Genomic DNA, 16,212 nt, shown 5'->3' with positions numbered 1-16,212 from the left:
CCATTCTTGTCGGGTTGCTACTTGGCCCAGTTCTGCACGCTGCTCTGCACTCCGCCGGCGGTCACATACGCTCCGGGGTAGCCGCACCACGCGTCGAGTCCGTTGGGCGAGCCACGGAAGTGTGCGTTGCCGCTACCGTTCGTGGTGAGGTTACGCGTCTGGAGCACGCTGCCGTCGCAATGGAACGACACGGAGTACGTCTTGTTGGCGCTGAAGTTGTTCAGCGTCACGTCGTAGGTATAGCTGTGCGCGAAGCCGGGTTCGAGGTCGCCCTTCGAGAGGTCGATCGACGCGGGCGGGTCTGGCTTCTTCTCCACAGCGACGGAGTTCGAGGTGTCCGTGCCACCGTACGCATGGCTGCCGTCGTTCTGCGCCCGCACCTTGAACGAATACGTGCCGACGCCCTGATTGTTCACGTGGGCGGTCGTGCCCTTCGTCCTGTTCCACCCCTGGCCGTTGAGGTTCCACTCGTAGGTGACCTCCCCACCGCCGGTGGCGGCGACGCCGGAGAGCTTGTTCCAGCTGAGCGTGAGGTCGGAGGGGGCGTAGCCGCTGCTGTCGATGTGCGCACCTGTGACCGCCTGCGGCGTACCGTACGGGGTGACCGAGGCGGACGCAGCCGAGACTTCGCTCCACCCGTCCGCGTTGTGCGCGCGCACGGTGAACGCGTAAGCCTTGCCGTTGGTCAGGCCGGTGACCGTCACCTTGCCGGCCGAGGGCGTGGTGACCGTTCCTTCGCCGCCCAGCACCTGGTACTGGTCGATGGTCTTGCCGTTGTCGGCCGGGGCCGCGATGTTCACGGTCGCCTGCGCATCCGAGGCCGACGCGTCGGTCGGGGCCGCGGGCTTCGCCGGCACGTCGTGGATGGTGACGCGGTACTGGCCGATGGCCGCAGCGGTGCGCTTCGGGTCCTTGGTGGCGTCTTCCACGTGATAGACCACGTTGACGGCGCCGATCGCCGCGCCCGATGCCGCGCTGACGGAGATGGACGACCCGGTGAACGTCACCGTGACCCCGGCGGGCGCGCTGTCGGCTTTCGCGTCGGTGATCGTCAGCGGATGGCCGGGGAAAGGGTTCACCCAGTCGGCATCGCTCGAGGCGCCGCTCAGCGTGGTCGTCTTGCTGCGTTGCAGCTCCTGCGTCTGCGGCGGGCTCTTCTGCGTCGCGATCGGCCGGTTCGAGCTCACCACCTGCACATTCACCGTGCCCTGGATGGTGTGCGTGCCCGAGCTGATGGTCACGGGGATGACCGCGGTCTCCCCCGCCTGCGCCCCGAGCGGCGCGCTGAGCGAGAGCGTGGACCCGCTCAGGGAGGCCTGGATGTTCTTGTTGGGCGAGGTGCCGCCGCTGTACGTCAGCTTGTTCAGGATCTCGGGGTTCGGGTGGAAGCTCGACGCGCGGAGATCGACGCTCAGCGCGGCCTCTCCCGGCTCGATCTTCTCGCTCGGCGGGGTGAACGTCGGGGCGACGTCCGACTGGTCGGGGTTGCCGACGGTCAGCGGGAGCACGAGCGTGGTGACGCGGTCGGAGGTCTGCCCCGCCTCGCGTCCGTCGTCGACCTTGAAGGTGATCGCCGCCGGGCCTCGATAGTCCTTCGGCGCCGCGAACGTGAGCGTCTGGTCGTCGCCGTACGAGCTCTTGCCCGTGCTGTTCGTCGCGCTCACGCCGCCAGGGCCGGTCATCTTGACGGCACGGCCGGAGGGCACGTCGAGGATGTCGGACAGCTTCCAGCTCTTCGACCCGCCCATCTCCACGATCTGCTGGGGCAGCGAGGCCTTGATGCGGGGCGGCGCCGTCGCGTCGCCCTTGGGCGGCACCACGATGAAGGCGTCACCGCTGAGGCCGGTCACCGAATCGGTCACCGTGTAGGCGATCGCGAGCCGCTGTTCGGCCGGATGCACGGTGATGACGCCGGCGGCGCTGACGTCGGCGGCGCTCGCGTTCGGACCGGTCACCGACAGCTTCAGATCTTCGACCAGGCCGGACGGGTTGGTGGCCCCGGCGAGAGCGTCGACCTTGACGGAGGACTTGTTCGCCACGGCTTCCGGCTCGAGCAGGTGGTCGACCGCCGTCGGCGGCCGCTCTTTGGCGTTCGGCGTCACGGTCACCTGGATGAAGGCGCTCGCCACGCCACCCTGCCCGTTCGTGATCTGGTAGCGCACCACGTACGCCCCCTCGGTCTTCGGCGCCGTCACGAGCACGACCTTGCCGTGCACGGAGGCCTTGAGACCCGCATCCACGGCCAGGAGCTTCTTCTGCAACGCGATCGTGTAGCCGTTGGGGTCGGAGTCGTTGTCGAGCACGGGCACCGAGACGGTGCGACCGGGCTTGACCTGCACGGGGTCGTTGCCGGCGATCGGCGGACGCACCGTCTCCGGGCGCGGGATGACGCCGATCGTCACCGTGCCCGTCGCCGACTTTCCGTACGTGTCTTTGACCTTGTAGGTGAAAGTGTCTGTTCCCGCGGAGCCCGGATACGCCTCGTAGGTGAAGGAGGTGCTCGTGCTGTCGGAGATCCGGCCGAGGGTCGGCTGCGACGCGAGACCGGCGAGGGTCACCGAGTCGCCGTCGGGATCGAGACCGTCGAGTGGCACGTCCACCGGAACGGTCGACCCGGCGAAAGCGCGGATGGTGAGCGGCTGCGGCTGCGGCGCCTTGTTCGAGCCCTTGTCGGGTGCGGTCACGAGAAAACTGACGGTCGCTTGGGCCTTCTGCCCGAACTTGTCGGTGATGCCGTACACGACGCTGTACTGACCCGGCTCCTTCGGCGCCTGATAGCGCACGACCTTCTCGCTCACGAACGCGGTAGCGCCCTTGCCCGCCGTCGTAGCGTCGCGCAGCTCCCGATCGAGCGTGAACGGCTCGTTGTCGGGCGAGTAGTCGTTGTCCATCACCGGAACGCTGGTGATGTCTCCCGCGCGCACAGTCACCGCGTCGTCGACGGCGATCGGCGGCTGGTGGTTCACGAGCGGCGGCACTGGAACGATTGTGATGCCGGCCTTGGCCTCGTTCACACCGTCGGAGATCGTGTACTCGAGCTGCACCTGATCAGTCAGCACCGTCGGCGCTGTCACCTTCACCACCGCGTTGTCGAGCACTTCGACGTTCAGGTCTTCCGCACCCTTGCCGGCGCTGACCGAGCGCACGACGAGCACGCGTCCCGATGGCGACACGTCGTTGTCCAGCACGCTGACGGATGTCGGCTCGCCCGGCCGCACGTACGCCACATCGGTGACCGCGACAGGCGGGGCGTCGGTCGCACCGTTCTCCGCGACGTTCACCCGGATCAGCCCCGTGGTGGACTTCGGGCCGGCGCCCAGCGTGTACGTCACGTAGTACTCACCGGGCGCGTTCGTGCGCACCGTCACCGTGCCGCGGGTCGCATCCGTCACGACCTGGGCGCCTGAGCCGTCCAGGCTCGCACCGACGAGAGTCAGGGGCTCGCCCGCGGGCGACTGGTCGTTGTCGAGCGGATGCACCACGACATCGCGCCCGGCGAAGCCGTTCGCGTAGTCGGGCACCGCCACCGGATCGAGCGAGCCGGCGGCCTTCACCGTGACCAGCAGGCTGCCGGTCGCGCTCTTCTTGCCGTCGGAGACAGTGACCTTGACCTCTTTCGACCCGGTCTGCCCCGTCTTGGACGTGAACGTCACGGTGCCGTCGGGCTTGAACTGCACGTCGTCCTCTGTCGTGGCCGCGGCGCCCACCAGCGAGAGATCGTCGCCGTCGGGGTCGCTCCAGTCGTTGAGCACGTTGTACGCGACCGACTGCCCGACCTCGGCCTGAGCCGTGCTCGTGCGCGCCGACTCGGGCGCGGCGTTCTGGTCGAGCTGCTTCAGTGTCGCGTTCACCTGCGCCGACGACGTTCCGCCTCGACCGTCGTCCACCGTGTACCGGAACGAGATCGTGCCGGCCAGCTCGGCGTTCGGTGTGAACTGGATGGCGCGGCCGCCCTGCACCAGATCGATCGTGCCCTGGCTGCTCGGCACGCTCGACGTCTCCGTGATCGTGAGCACGTCGCCGTCGGGATCGGTGTCGTTGGTGAGCACGGGAAGCACGGTCGAGCGGCCGGGACGCACACCGTACGTGTCGTCGACAGCCGTCGGCGGACGGTTCACGTTCGTGCGCTGTGCGAGCGTGTCGGCGAACGACTGGAGCACCGGCTTCTCTTCGCCGGTGTCACCCTGCACGGTCGTCTCGTTCGGCTTCAGTTGCGCCCAGTTCTGCACCAGCCGCATGTTCGACGAGACGACCCAGGCGTTGCCGTCGCGCAGGTTGTTGAGCGCGATCACTCCGTGGTTGACGCGGAACTCGAGATCGTCGCCCTTCACGGGTTGGTCGATGTCGAGCCCGATGTCCTTCTTGCCGTCGCAGGCGTAGAGGTAGCGCGCCGAACCCGCCCAGGCGCCGTAGGAGCAGGAGCCGAGCCGCACGGGCGCCGAGACCGCGCGGGCGCCGCCCTGCGCCGACGCTCCCGCCGGGTGCGCGCCCACGCCGCCGCCGCCGAGCGGCACGCTGAGAAGGCTCGACGCCGTCGCGACCAGCACGGCGGGGTCGGCGTCACTCGGCTGCTGGATTCGCAGACCCTTGGCCGGAAGGTCGATCGTGCTGCCGTCACGTTTGACGACGCGGTTCGCCTTGGTGTCGAGCACCACCGGCTCGTCGCCGACCGCGGTCACCTGGAACTGCGCCGGAACGGGGAACGACGCCTTCGCCACCGACGATCCGGGATGCTCCACCGTGTACAGCGCCTTGCCTGCGGGGGCGACGACGAACGTCTCGCCCGACTTCGCGACCGCGAGCTCGGCGCCCTGGCCGACCTTGGCCACAGGCTTCGTCTTCGTCTTGTCGAAGTCCACCCGGCCGGAGGCGTCGAGCACCCACAGCTGACCGGTCGGCGAGAGCACCGAGAGCGTGTTGCCGCCGTACGCGACCTGCGACTTCTCCGGCACCTGGATGCGGTCGGTGAGCGACACGAACGCGGGATCGATGCGGTCGACCGTCCCGTGCTCGGTGTCGGTGAGGAAGTACGCCTTGCCGTCTTGGAGCACGTCGAGGTCGGAGCTCGCCCCGGTGACCGCCGCATCCAGTTCGTTGATCTGGTGGTTGAGCCGGCCGCCCATGAGCTTGTCGCCGTTCGTCACCCAGACGTCACGCGTGTCCAGATCGACGGCGTTGACCGGGAAGCCCTTGTGGAACACGGCGATCGTCAGCGGAACCCCGGCCACCACGGCGAGGGCTGTGATGGAGGCAAGCGTCTTACGTTTGCGTATCCATGCCGACAAAGATGCCACTGCTCTGATATCCCCCACTAGAAGCCGTCCCTAAGCTAACACGGCACCCCAGCAGGGATGGAATGGGGAGGTCTCCCCATGCCGCGCCGCTCAGCCGGCCTGTTCCGCTCCAGAAGCGGCGGCCGCCTCGGCCGCCTCGGCCGCTTCGGCGGAATCCGCCGCGGCGGCGTCGAGCAACGGCAGATCGTCGAGCCCCACCAGGTGCGTGGTCACCGCGTACTCGACGAGTCGCGCCCGACGGTTCGTCGCGAGCTTGCCCCGACCGCCGCGCAGGCCTGCCACGCCGAGCTTGTCGAGCTTGTCGCACACGTTGTCCAGCTTGCGGTTGAACGTCGTCATGCTCCAGCCGAGCCGTGCGGCCGCCTCGGCTGAGGTCGGGATGGTCCCCCGACCCGGAACGTTCTGCGTGAGCACGCCCTCCGACAGCGCGACGATGAGCTGGCGCTGACTGGTGGTGAGAGTGACGGGCAGGATGGTCGTCGAACCGCCCGAGTCGTTGACCGTCACCGAAGTGTTGAAGTAGTCGTCTTCGCTGGAGATGGTGAAGTCGTAGGTCGTCGCGCCGGCGCTGAACATGACGTGCATCGTCTGGAACACGATCGGGAGCTTGGCGCCCGGGGCCAGCCACGCCTGCACCGTGCCGGTCGAGTCGCTCACCGTGGCCGTCAGGAGGTTGCCGACGTTCGAGAGCCACCACATCCCGAAATCGCCGGAGATGGTGAGAAAGCGGCGGTGCAGGTAGGGGTTGTCGTCGATGCTCAGGTCGGACTCGCGCCCGATGCCGAACTCGTCATCGCCCGAGACCGTGTACAGCTCGCCGCAGTAGTCGATGGTCAGTGGTTTCACTGCGAGCACGCTTTCAGTTCGGCGGACGTGCGACCCGAGCGCACCGTCTCGATCGTGATGCAGACGCCGACCCCGGGAGTCAGACCGGTGACCTCGGCCCGGGGCTGGGCGGTCACCGTCTTCGGGTCGTTGGTGCCGTCGCGACCCCACTGGTACTGGTCGCCCTTCTTCGGGTCGGCCGTCTTCCAGACGAACGTCGCCGTCGTGCCTGCCGCATCCCTGCCCGCCGAGACGAGCGTGGGCGGCGGAACGACCGAGACGTCGATCTGGCCGTCCTGGTTCGAGCCCGGCCTGGCGCTCGGGTCGGCGGATGGTGTGAGTGCGGGCACGAGAACCGCAGCGAGAACGCCGATCACGACGACCAGCGCGGCCGCCCCCGCGACAACCGGCACGATCCACCGGGGGCGACGGGTCGCCTCCGCCGAGGAGCCGGACCCGTCATCGGCCTGCTCCGCGATCGTCGCATCGCCGCGCTCTGTCGCCGCTGCAGCAGCGCGCGGGCGCACGACGGTGCTCTCGACGACGCTTTCGCTGGGCGTCTGCGTCGCTCGCGCATCCGGATCGATCGTCGGGACGGCGCCGCGGAGGCGGGTCGGCTCCGCGTCGACGCGAGGTGGCTCAGCGTCGAGCTTCCTCGCGGGCGTCGGCGCTGCCGCGGGTCTCGCCGGCGGCATCCCGATCCCCTGCGCGTCGATCGTCGCCACCGAACGCACGCGGGTCTCGTCCTCGGTCGGCGCCGAGGCGGGTCGCTCGTCGACCACGCGGAGGTTCGGCACGTCGATGCTGGTGGGCGCGAAGCCCAGCTCGAGTTCGACCCGCTGCAGCGCCCGGGCGAAGTCCACAGCCGTCGCGAACCGGTCGTCGCGCCGCGTCGCCATCCCCTTCTGCAGCACCGCGCGAAGCGTCGGCGGCAGGTCGTCCCTGTCGATCGGGGTGATCATCCCCCGCTCGATGCGGCCGATCAGGTCGAGCGTGCCGTTCGACCGGCCGGGAACCTCGAACGGCGTGCGGCCGGCGAGCAGCGTGTGGATGGTCGCAGCGAGCGAGAAGACGTCGCTGCGCACATCCGGCTGCGGGTCGTCCTCGAACATCTCGGCGGGCGACCACGGCACGCTGAGCCCGATCGAGCGGCTGCCGCTGGTTCCGGTGTCGACGACACCGCCGCGCAGGTCGCTCAGCGAGGTCGTGTGCACCGGAAGCTCTTCGAGCGTCGAGGCGATTCCGAAGTCGGTCAGCGCCGGCCAGCCGAAATCGGTCGTCAGGACGTTCGCCGGTTTGATGTCCCGGTGCAGGATGCCGACGCTGTGCGCCGTCGCGACCGCGCTGGACAGCCGAACACCCGTGCGCAGCGCGTCTTCGACCGAGAACCGCTCCCGCTTGAACCGATCGCCCAGCGACGGGCCCGAGCAGTACTCCATGACCAGGTACGGTCGCTGATCGGCCGAGACGTCGGCCTGATAGATCGTCACGATGTACGGATGCGCGGACAGCTGTGCCATCACGTTCGCCTCGGCGACGAACCGGGCGCGGGCGGCATCGTCGACGCTGTCGGTGAGCAGCACCTTCACCGCGACGCTGCGCTTCGGCAGCTGCTGTTCGTAGAGGAACACATCGGCGAAACCGCCGGAGCCCAGCAGCCGCACGAAGGTGTAGCCGGGCAGCTCCGGCGGCGTCGATGCGAGCCGCCTCATGCGTCCTGCCCGACCGTCAACGTCACGCCGCTGCCCAGGTCGACGAGAGTTCCGGCGATGACCGTGGTCGGCTCGCCCTGACGCAGCTTCTGCGGCGACTTGCCGGGCATGACGACGATCGTGCCATTACGCGAGTGCAGGTCGGTGACCACCACGCTGTCTCCTTCGACAGCGATGGCGGCGTGGCTGCGCGAGATGTCCTGCTCGGCGCTCGTGACCGTGATCGGGCGCGGCGCCGGGCCGCGCGATGTCGTGGACGCGATGGGCGCCCGGCCGATCACGATCGGCGGCTCCAGGTATTCGCGCCGACCGTCGAACAGGTCGACGTAGAAGCGTGGGGCGACAGCCACCGCGAGAGCCTGGCCGCCTGACGCGGCGGAATCAGCCGCGGCGAACTCCTGGCCCGGGCGCTCGCGGTCGCGAAGCCCACCCAGCGATCCGCTGAAGACGGTCATCCCGTCGTGGTCGCCCTCCCGCTCGCTCGCCGGAGGCGGCGTCGAATCGGTGACGAAGCCGGGGATGTCGATGCGCCGCGAGACCTCGGCATCCTCCTCGTCCGGGCGCACCGCCGCATCCTCGACGCTGCGCACCATGGTGGCGCCGAAAAGGTGGTCGTAGCCCGTCGCCTCGGAGGGCTCCGCGATCGTCGCCTCGGCGACGGTCGGCTCGAGGGCCGGTTCGGCAGCCGGCTCGGCGGCGGGTATGGGCTCGGGCTCCGGTGTCGCTTCCGACTCGGGTTCGGGTGCCGGAGGCACCTCGTCGACGGAGATCGGCGCCGTGATCGGCGCGGTGGCGCGCTTCTCGGCTAGCGCCTGCGGCAGATCGGCCTCCTCGTGCTCTTCTCCAGGCCAGCTGACCGCATTCGCCCAGACGATCCCGTCGGCCAGCGGCAGAGGGGCGACGGCCGAGGCGCTCGCGCCCGCCGAATCGCCCACCCACAGACGCCCCGCGCTCACTCCCGCCACCTGCTGCTCCGACCACGTCGATACGCCGGCCGCGTCGATCGCGCGCTCCGCATCCCCGACCGTCACGGCGGCCGTCGCCGCCCCGCGCACCGCGATCAGCACCTGTCCCCCGCGGACCTCGGCGAGGGCGAACCCCGGAGTGCGGGCGAAACCCTCGGCGGCGAGCGCTTCCAGCGTCTCGGCGAAACCGGTGCGCACTGCGCTCCGGTACGACCTCAGTCTGCCGGTGCCGTCACCCCGTTCGACGAGCAGCACGCGATTCTCCGCCGCGACGACCGCCCACTCCCCGGATGCCGTCTGCTGAACCTCGAACACGTCGCTGCAACCTACCCTCTTGGTCTGGTGTCTTCGAGCGACCGGCTCTCCGCGACCCGGTCTTGGGTTTCGGCGGAGGCCGTGTCTGCTTCCCCGGTCACCGATTCAACCACGACCACCGTGACGTTGTCGCGCCCGCCGGCCTCGATCGCGGCCGTCACGAGCGCATCCGCCGGATCGTCGCCCATCGAATCGGCGAGGATTCGCGCGATGCGCTCGTCGCTCAGCTCTTTCGTCAGCCCGTCGGAGCACACCAAGAACGTCTGACGCCCCCGTTGCGGAAGCAGCATGGTGTCGGTGTCGACGAGATCTTCCGCCCCGAGCGCGCGCGTGATCACATTGCGCTCCGGATGCACGGCCGCCTGAGCCTCGGTGATCAGTCCGGCGTCCACCAGCTCCTGCACCGCCGAGTGGTCGACGCTCAGCTGGGTGAGCGCGCGGCCGTCCCACAGATAGACGCGGGAGTCGCCGACGTTCACGACCATCCACCGCTCATCGCCGGACTCGGGGTCGCCCACCCGGATCACTCCCGTGAGGGTCGTGCCGGCCACCGCTATCCCCGACTCGTCGGCGCCCGATAGCGCCCGCACTGCGGCGTTGGCCTCGTCGATCGCGGCGACCACCTCGTCCGGCGTCGGCAGCGCCCCACCGGGAAGCACCCGGGCGAGCGTCTCGACAGCCGTCTGGCTCGCGACATCGCCGCGGGCGTGACCGCCCATGCCGTCGGCGACGACGAACACGGGGTCGGCTGCGAGCATGCTGTCTTCGTTGACGTGGCGCACGGCTCCGACATCGCTGCGTACGCTCACGTCGACGACTGACGTCATTGCCCGGGTTCCTCCTGCGTGGTCTTGGCCGGAGCGGCGGGGGCGCCGGCGTTCGCCGCATCGTCCTCGTCGTCCGGGTCGTCACCGTGGATGGCCTCGGCGACGCTGGTGCCGCTGAGCTTCAGCTTCACCAGACTTGCAATCGTAGCGACTGCCATCGAGGCGATGATGACGAACAGCGAGGTCCAGGTGTCGATGTCGGGCGCCCACTCGATGTGCTGGCCGCCATTGATCCACGACACCTCGTTCTCGTGCATCGCGTGGAACACCAGCTTCACACCGATGAACGCGAGAATGAACGCGATCCCGTACTTGAGATACTCCAGCTTGTCGAGCAGGTGTCCGAGCAAGAAGTAGAGCTGCCGCAGGCCCATGAGAGCGAAGACGTTCGCCGCGAACACGATGAACGGGCTCTGCGTGATGCCGAAGATCGCGGGGATGGAGTCGAGCGCGAACAGCAGGTCGGTGGTGCCCAGGGCGAGGAACACGATGATGAGCGGCGTGAACATCCGGTTGCCGTCGACGAGCGTGCGCAGCTTGAACCCCTCGTACTGGTTCGACACCTTGAGGCGTTTGCGCATGAACCGGATGAAGGCGTTGTCGCCCTCGCTCTCGTCTTCCTTGCTGAACGCCTGGTGGATGGCCGTGAACAGCAGGAAGGCGCCGAAGATGTAGAAGATCCAGCTGAAGCTCGCGATCAGCTGGGCGCCGAGCAGGATGAAGATGCCGCGCAGCACGAGCGCGATGATGATGCCCACCATCAGCACCTCCTGCTGGTACTTCCTGGGCACGGCGAAGCGGCCCATGATCAGCACGAACACGAACAGGTTGTCGATGCTCAAGCTGTACTCGGTGAGCCAGCCGGCCAGGAATTGCCCCGCGTGCTCCGCATCCCCGATCAGCAGCATGAGCAGCGCGAAGACCAGCGCCAGTGCCACGTAGAACGACACCCAGAGCGTCGACTCCTTGGGGCTCGGGATGTGCGGGCGCTTGAAGACGATCAGCAGGTCGAACGCCAGGATCAGCAGCAGAACGACGAACGAGGTGATCTCGAACCAGGCGGGAAGAGCAAGCTCCACGGGAATTTACCTTTCGAAGGGTGCCAAAAAGACGGCCGAAAGTCTCTCCCGCACCCATGGTGTCGAGTGCCGCTGTGCCCGGGACCGCGAGAAACGATCCGTGATGACGTGCACAGCGCCGACCCGCCGTGGGCCGTCCGGGATACTCCCCTTCGCTTCGACCATTGTACGGGAGAGTCTCGCACCTGTCCGACGGCCGGTCTACTGTGTCGACCATGACCGACGCTGCGTCCACAGAGACGACAAAAGAGCTCCTCCACCGCTACTACCGGCGCAATCGCGACCAGCTCGTGGCGAAACTCGACGGGCTCGGCGAGTACGACATCCGTCGACCACTCACCGGCACCGGCACCAACCTGCTCGGCTTGGTCAAACATGTCGCGAGTGTGCAGCTCGGCTACTTCGGCGAGACCTTCGGCCGACCGGCCGACGTGGATGTGCCCTGGTTCGCGGACGACGCAGAGTTGAACGCCGACATGTGGGCGACGCCCGACGAGTCGCGCGAGCTGATCCTCGGGTTCTGGCGACTCTCGGCCGACCACGCCGATGAGACGATCGGGGTGCTCGACCTCGACTCGCCCGGGATCGTTCCGTGGTGGCCGGCCGAACGCGATCACGTGACCCTCGGGCTCGTGATGACGCACATGCTCGTCGAGATGGCCAGGCATGCGGGCCACGCCGATATCGTGCGGGAGCTCATCGACGGCAGCGCCGGAAACAAAGACGGGAACCTGCCGGACCAGTCCGCAGACGAATGGTCGGCGTATCGCGACCGGTTGGAGGCGGCGGCCGCCGAGTCGGAGCGGCGGTACGGCGCGCGGTGAGGAGACGGTCGCTCGAGAGCAGCGTTCTCGCCTCCGCCGCATACGACCCCGAGCGCCGCATCCTCGAGCTCGAATTCACCAGCGGCGACCTTTATCGCTACTGGATCGTGCCCGCGCGCGTCTGGAACGAGCTGCTCGACGCGGACAGCAAGGGGCAGTACTTCGCCTCGCACATCCGCGACCGGTTCCCGACCGAACGGGTGGACCCTCCGTGAGGTCAGCCCGCCTTCGTGCGTGACGCGAAGTCGAGGAGCCGCTGCTGCGATTCGTCGTACGACGTCGCCGTCGGAACGTCCCGCCGCTCTTGCACCGCCCGGGCGACGTCCACGGCGGCATCGATCGCGACGCGATAGGGCAGCGATCCGGTGCTGACCCGCCGGACGCCGAGGTTCTTCAGCTCGTCGAGGTCGAGGGCGGGCACGACGAGCACGTTGACGGGCAACGGGATGCCCGCGGTCAGCTGCTCCAGTGTCGCCGGGTCCGCCGCGCCGGGCACGAAGATGCCGTCAGCGCCCGCATCGGCGTACGCCTTCGCGCGCTCCAGGACGGCTGGCACCGTATCGTCTTCGTGGAACCAGTACGAGTCCACGCGCGCGTTGACGAACACCCCCGGCGCCGCGCGCTTGATCGCGGTGATCTTCGCGGCCAGAACCGCCGGTGGGACGAGCCGCCCGTCAGCGGAGTCCTCGATGTTGACGCCGTCGACGCCCAGCCCGGCGACGAGAGCGCCCACCTCGACCGGATCATCGCTGTACCCGTTCTCGATGTCAGCGGAGACGTAGACGGGAAGCGACCGGATGCGAGCGACCAACGCGACCGTGGCGTCCCGGCTCGCGCCTCCCGCGTCCGGCTGGCCGGCCGATGCGTTCACCCCGAAACTCGTAGTGCCGATCGCCGGAAACCCGGCCGCGGCGAACGCGAGCGCCGAGCCGACATCCCAAGCGTTCGGCAGCAGCAACGGATTCTCCCCAGCGTGCAACTCGCGGAATGTCATCGTTGTCCTCCTCGTGCGTCAGAACCGCCAGATGACCGGAACGAGCCCGACCGCGACGATGAGGAACAGTAACAGCAACGGCAGTCCGAGTCTCCAGTAATCGGTGAATCGGAGGCCGCTCGGGCCCATGACCATGAAGTTGGCCGGGGTGGCCACCGGGGTCAGGAACGCTGCCGCGCACACCACGGCCATCGCCATCAGAAACGGCAACGGCGAGACGTGCATCGTCGCAGCGACGGACACGGCGATCGGGGCGATGATCAGTGCCGTCGCCGTGTTGCTGATCAGCTGCCCGAAGACCGCCGCGACGACGCACAGCGCCGCCAACACGGCTGTCGGGCCCGCCCCACCGACGAGGCCGATCAAACCGCCGGCGATGGATGCCGCGGTGCCGGTCTGCGTGATGGCCGTCGACAGCGGGATCATGCCCGCGACGAGCAACAGCGTGGTCCAGGAGATGGAGCGGTGCGCGCGTTCCACGGAGACCACTCGGGTCAGCACCATCGCGGCGGCTGCGAGGAGCCCGGTGATCGCGGGCGGGAAGACGCCCGTCGCGAGAAGCACGACCATGGCGACGAGGATGCCGAGCGCGGTCCACGCACGCCACCCCAGCGGCGCGGCCTGTCGGCGGATGTCGTCGGGCTGGTCGACGACCAAGACGTTCGGATCCGCCAGTTTCGCATCCAGGTGCTCCCAACGGCCTTCGAGCAACAGGATGTCGCCGGCTTCGAGGATCGTCTCGACCTCGACCGCCTCGCCGCCGCGCCGAACGGCGAGGAGCACGAGGTCGCCGCTGTCGGTGACCATCCCGGGAAAAGCGCGTGCTCCGACGAGGCCTGATCGGGGCGGGATCAGAACCTCTGCGACACCCGCGTCCGCGCCGAGGAGGGCGTCACCGCCGGCTCCCGGATAATCGCGCAGCAGGGTCCGCGCGTGCTCACTGAGGTCTTTGGTCATCGTGAGCGGCTCGCGCCGGGGGATCAGGCGTTTGCCGAGCAGGACCGTGATGAGCACGCTCCCGATCAGGAGCGGCAGGCCGATGAGAGCGAATTCGAAGAACCCGAACGGCCGGCCGGCCGACGTGGCGGCGTATTCGCTCAGGAGCACGTTCACCGGGCTTCCGGTGAGGGTCAGCAGGGAGCCGGCGTGTGCCCCGAAGGCGAGCGGCAGCAGCAGCCGGCCCGGCGAAACGGAGATCCGTGAGGCGATGACCACGACGACAGGCAGCAGGGCAGCCACGGCGCCGTTGACGCTGATCAGCGCCGAGAGCACGGCGACGACCACCATGATCAGGAGCGTGAGCTTGCGTGCCTCTCCCCCGCCTCGCAGCACCAGCTGCCGCCCTGTCCACGCCGTCAGACCGGAGGAGTCCAGGCCCTCGGAGACGACGAAGAGGGAGGCGATGAGAATCACGGCGGGGTCGGAGAATCCGGCGAACGCCTGCGGCAGATCGAGGATGCCCGTAGCGAGCAGCGCTACGGAGACCCCGATCGCGACGAGGCCCGTCGGGATGCGCCCGCTCACGAAAGCGAGCACGGCCACGACCAGGATCACGATCGTCACCGCGGACTGGCTCATGTGTGAGGACTCTAGCAACGCCTCTTCCGTTCGAACCAGCGGAGGTCCAGACTGAGCGCACGTTCGGTTTTCGAGCTGGTGACCGGACGACAAGAGGTGTCGAAGGAGAAGCGATGAGCGTCCAGACCCCGACCGTTCGAAGCAGCTGGCTACCGCTCGCCATCGTCGTGCTCACTCAGGTGCAGGCATCGTTCGCGGTGAATGCACTGACCGTCTCGATGGCCGGGATCACCCACGACCTGAGCATCGCGGCCACCAGTGTCGGCACCGCGATCACGGCGGGAACCTTCGCGATGGCGGCGTTCATCCTGCTCGGAGCGAAGATCGGTTCCCGCTTCGGCAGCAAGGGCGTCTTCCAGATCGCCATCGCCATCCACGCGCTCGCCATGCTCGGGGTGGCGCTCGCGCCGAACGGAACGGTGCTCTTCGTCGCCCAGGCGGCGTCGGGCGCGGTCATCGCTCTCATCGCTCCCGCCCTGACCGTCTTCATCGCGACCAGTTACCGCGGCAAACAGCAGGCCACCGCCATCGGCCTGCTCGCGGCCGCCATCCCGCTCGCCGGCGTGCTTGCGCTGCTCATCGCCGGAACCTTCGCGACCACCATCGGCTGGCGCTGGTCGTTCGCACTCATGGTGGGGCTCGGTGCGGTGAACTTCCTCCTCAGCCTCAGCTTGAAGAAGGTCGACTCGCAGCCCCTCCTGAACATCGACTGGACCGGTGCCGTCATCGCTGCCGTGACGATCATCTTCCTGAGCTTCGGCTTCAGCGGACTCGAGCCGTGGGGTCTGGTGCTCGCCTCTGACGGCGCACCGTTCAGCATCCTCGGCCTGTCGCCTGCTCCGGTGCTGGTGATCCTCGGCCTGATCGGCGGCCAGCTCTTCTTCGTGTGGGTGCGACGCCGACAGCGCCTGGTGCGTTCCAGGATCTTCGACCTGCGCGTGCTCCGATCTCGCGCCGAGCTCGCCATCACCGCGTGCATGGCGATCATGCTGTTCGTGGGTACGGCCGCGAACTTCCTCCTCCCGCTCTACATGCAGGTCGTGCAGGGACTGTCCGGCATCGAGACCAGTTTCTCGATCATCCCGTACACGATTTCGATCTTCCTCGCGTCGACCTTCGTCGCGACTCTGTACGGCCGGTTCTCGCCTCGCCAGCTGGGTGCGATCGGATTCGTCGTGGTCGCGGTGGCTCTGGCCCTGCTGGCGTTCACGATTCGCAACGACTGGGGCCAGGGGTTGGTGATCGTCGGCTTGGTGCTGCTCGGATTGGGCCAGGGATCCATCGTCGCGCTGGTGTTCAACACGCTTCTCTCACGCGCCCCGAAACCGCTGGCCGGGGATGTGGGCGCCTGGCGCGGCCTGGTGCACAACCTGTCGGGCAGCGTCGGCATCGCCGTCATCAGCGTTTTCGCCGTCAGCCTGCTCTCGGGACTGGTCACCTCGCAGGCCGACTCCCACCCGGAACTGAGACCGGCGTTGATCGCCCAGGTCAACCTCGACAACGTCAACTTCGTCACCAACGACCACCTGAAAGACGTGCTCTCGAAGACCGACGCGTCACCCGCCGAGGTCAGTGCGGCCGTCGACGTCAACGAGAACGCTCGCCTCCAAGCGCTCAAGATCTCACTGCTCGCCCTGGCTGCGCTCTCGCTGCTGGCCATCATCCCGGCCACCCGCATGCCGGACAAGCTTCGCGACGAACTCCCGGAACGGCTGGAGCCGGACGACCCCGACGCCATCGAAGATGACGACGGCGACGACGACGAGGCCGACGACCGGCTCGAACAGGAGGCCTGACCC

The 16,212-nt window shown here is 68.3% G+C and carries 11 protein-coding genes; 3 read left to right on the top strand and 8 right to left on the bottom strand.

Annotated features, from left to right (window positions below):
• Positions 1-17: 17 nt before the first annotated feature.
• From ACFVWR_RS06630 to ACFVWR_RS06605, 6 genes are all read right to left on the bottom strand, one after another.
• A complete protein-coding gene (locus ACFVWR_RS06630; RefSeq protein WP_387209294.1) occupies positions 18-5,294 on the bottom strand; it encodes an Ig-like domain-containing protein in 5,277 nt (1,758 codons plus the stop codon).
• A gap of 90 nt (positions 5,295-5,384) precedes the next feature.
• Positions 5,385-6,140, bottom strand: a complete 756-nt coding sequence (locus tag ACFVWR_RS06625) for a hypothetical protein (RefSeq protein ID WP_387209292.1) — start codon at positions 6,138-6,140, stop codon at positions 5,385-5,387.
• A complete protein-coding gene (locus ACFVWR_RS06620; protein ID WP_387209290.1) occupies positions 6,137-7,831 on the bottom strand; it encodes a serine/threonine-protein kinase in 1,695 nt (564 codons plus the stop codon). The genes ACFVWR_RS06625 and ACFVWR_RS06620 overlap by 4 nt, the downstream gene beginning before the upstream one ends.
• Positions 7,828-9,111, bottom strand: a complete 1,284-nt coding sequence (locus tag ACFVWR_RS06615) for an FHA domain-containing protein (protein ID WP_387209288.1) — start codon at positions 9,109-9,111, stop codon at positions 7,828-7,830. The genes ACFVWR_RS06620 and ACFVWR_RS06615 overlap by 4 nt, the downstream gene beginning before the upstream one ends.
• 11 nt (positions 9,112-9,122) lie before the next feature.
• Positions 9,123-9,938 (bottom strand): PP2C family protein-serine/threonine phosphatase, encoded by an 816-nt coding sequence (locus tag ACFVWR_RS06610; protein ID WP_387209285.1) that lies wholly within the window; start codon positions 9,936-9,938, stop codon positions 9,123-9,125.
• Positions 9,935-11,017 (bottom strand): TerC/Alx family metal homeostasis membrane protein, encoded by a 1,083-nt coding sequence (locus tag ACFVWR_RS06605; RefSeq protein ID WP_387209283.1) that lies wholly within the window; start codon positions 11,015-11,017, stop codon positions 9,935-9,937. Before ACFVWR_RS06605 ends, ACFVWR_RS06610 begins: the two co-directional genes overlap by 4 nt.
• 215 nt (positions 11,018-11,232) lie before the next feature.
• Between ACFVWR_RS06605 and ACFVWR_RS06600 the strand changes: the two genes are divergently transcribed.
• Positions 11,233-11,841: a DinB family protein gene (locus ACFVWR_RS06600; protein WP_387209281.1), complete on the top strand. Its 609-nt coding sequence runs from the start codon at positions 11,233-11,235 to the stop codon at positions 11,839-11,841.
• Positions 11,838-12,056: a KTSC domain-containing protein gene (locus ACFVWR_RS06595; protein ID WP_387209279.1), complete on the top strand. Its 219-nt coding sequence runs from the start codon at positions 11,838-11,840 to the stop codon at positions 12,054-12,056. Before ACFVWR_RS06600 ends, ACFVWR_RS06595 begins: the two co-directional genes overlap by 4 nt.
• A 2-nt stretch (positions 12,057-12,058) precedes the next feature.
• Here ACFVWR_RS06595 and ACFVWR_RS06590 read toward each other — a convergent pair whose 3' ends face one another.
• Entirely contained in the window at positions 12,059-12,835 is a 777-nt protein-coding gene (locus ACFVWR_RS06590; RefSeq protein ID WP_387209277.1) for an isocitrate lyase/phosphoenolpyruvate mutase family protein, read from the bottom strand.
• A gap of 18 nt (positions 12,836-12,853) precedes the next feature.
• Entirely contained in the window at positions 12,854-14,413 is a 1,560-nt protein-coding gene (locus tag ACFVWR_RS06585) for an SLC13 family permease (RefSeq protein ID WP_387209275.1), read from the bottom strand.
• A 113-nt stretch (positions 14,414-14,526) separates the two neighbouring features.
• Here ACFVWR_RS06585 and ACFVWR_RS06580 point away from each other — a divergent pair, with 113 nt between their 5' ends.
• A complete protein-coding gene (locus tag ACFVWR_RS06580) occupies positions 14,527-16,209 on the top strand; it encodes an MFS transporter (RefSeq protein ID WP_387209273.1) in 1,683 nt (560 codons plus the stop codon).
• Positions 16,210-16,212 lie beyond the last annotated feature (3 nt).

Source organism: Leifsonia sp. NPDC058292 (assembly GCF_042880955.1).
GTDB lineage: Bacteria > Actinomycetota > Actinomycetes > Actinomycetales > Microbacteriaceae > Leifsonia.
Note: the sequence above shows the minus strand (reverse complement) of the source record. Positions and strands in the feature narration are given on the sequence as shown.

What these genes read in the sequence shown, in the direction of transcription:
- ACFVWR_RS06620 (WP_387209290.1), bottom strand. Translation starts at nt 7,831, where the DNA reads ATGAGGCGGCTCGCATCGACGCCGCCGGAGCTGCCCGGCTACACCTTC.
- ACFVWR_RS06610 (WP_387209285.1), bottom strand. Translation starts at nt 9,938, where the DNA reads ATGACGTCAGTCGTCGACGTGAGCGTACGCAGCGATGTCGGAGCCGTG.
- ACFVWR_RS06600 (WP_387209281.1), top strand. Translation starts at nt 11,233, where the DNA reads ATGACCGACGCTGCGTCCACAGAGACGACAAAAGAGCTCCTCCACCGC.
- ACFVWR_RS06590 (WP_387209277.1), bottom strand. Translation starts at nt 12,835, where the DNA reads ATGACATTCCGCGAGTTGCACGCTGGGGAGAATCCGTTGCTGCTGCCG.
- ACFVWR_RS06585 (WP_387209275.1), bottom strand. Translation starts at nt 14,413, where the DNA reads ATGAGCCAGTCCGCGGTGACGATCGTGATCCTGGTCGTGGCCGTGCTC.
- ACFVWR_RS06580 (WP_387209273.1), top strand. Translation starts at nt 14,527, where the DNA reads ATGAGCGTCCAGACCCCGACCGTTCGAAGCAGCTGGCTACCGCTCGCC.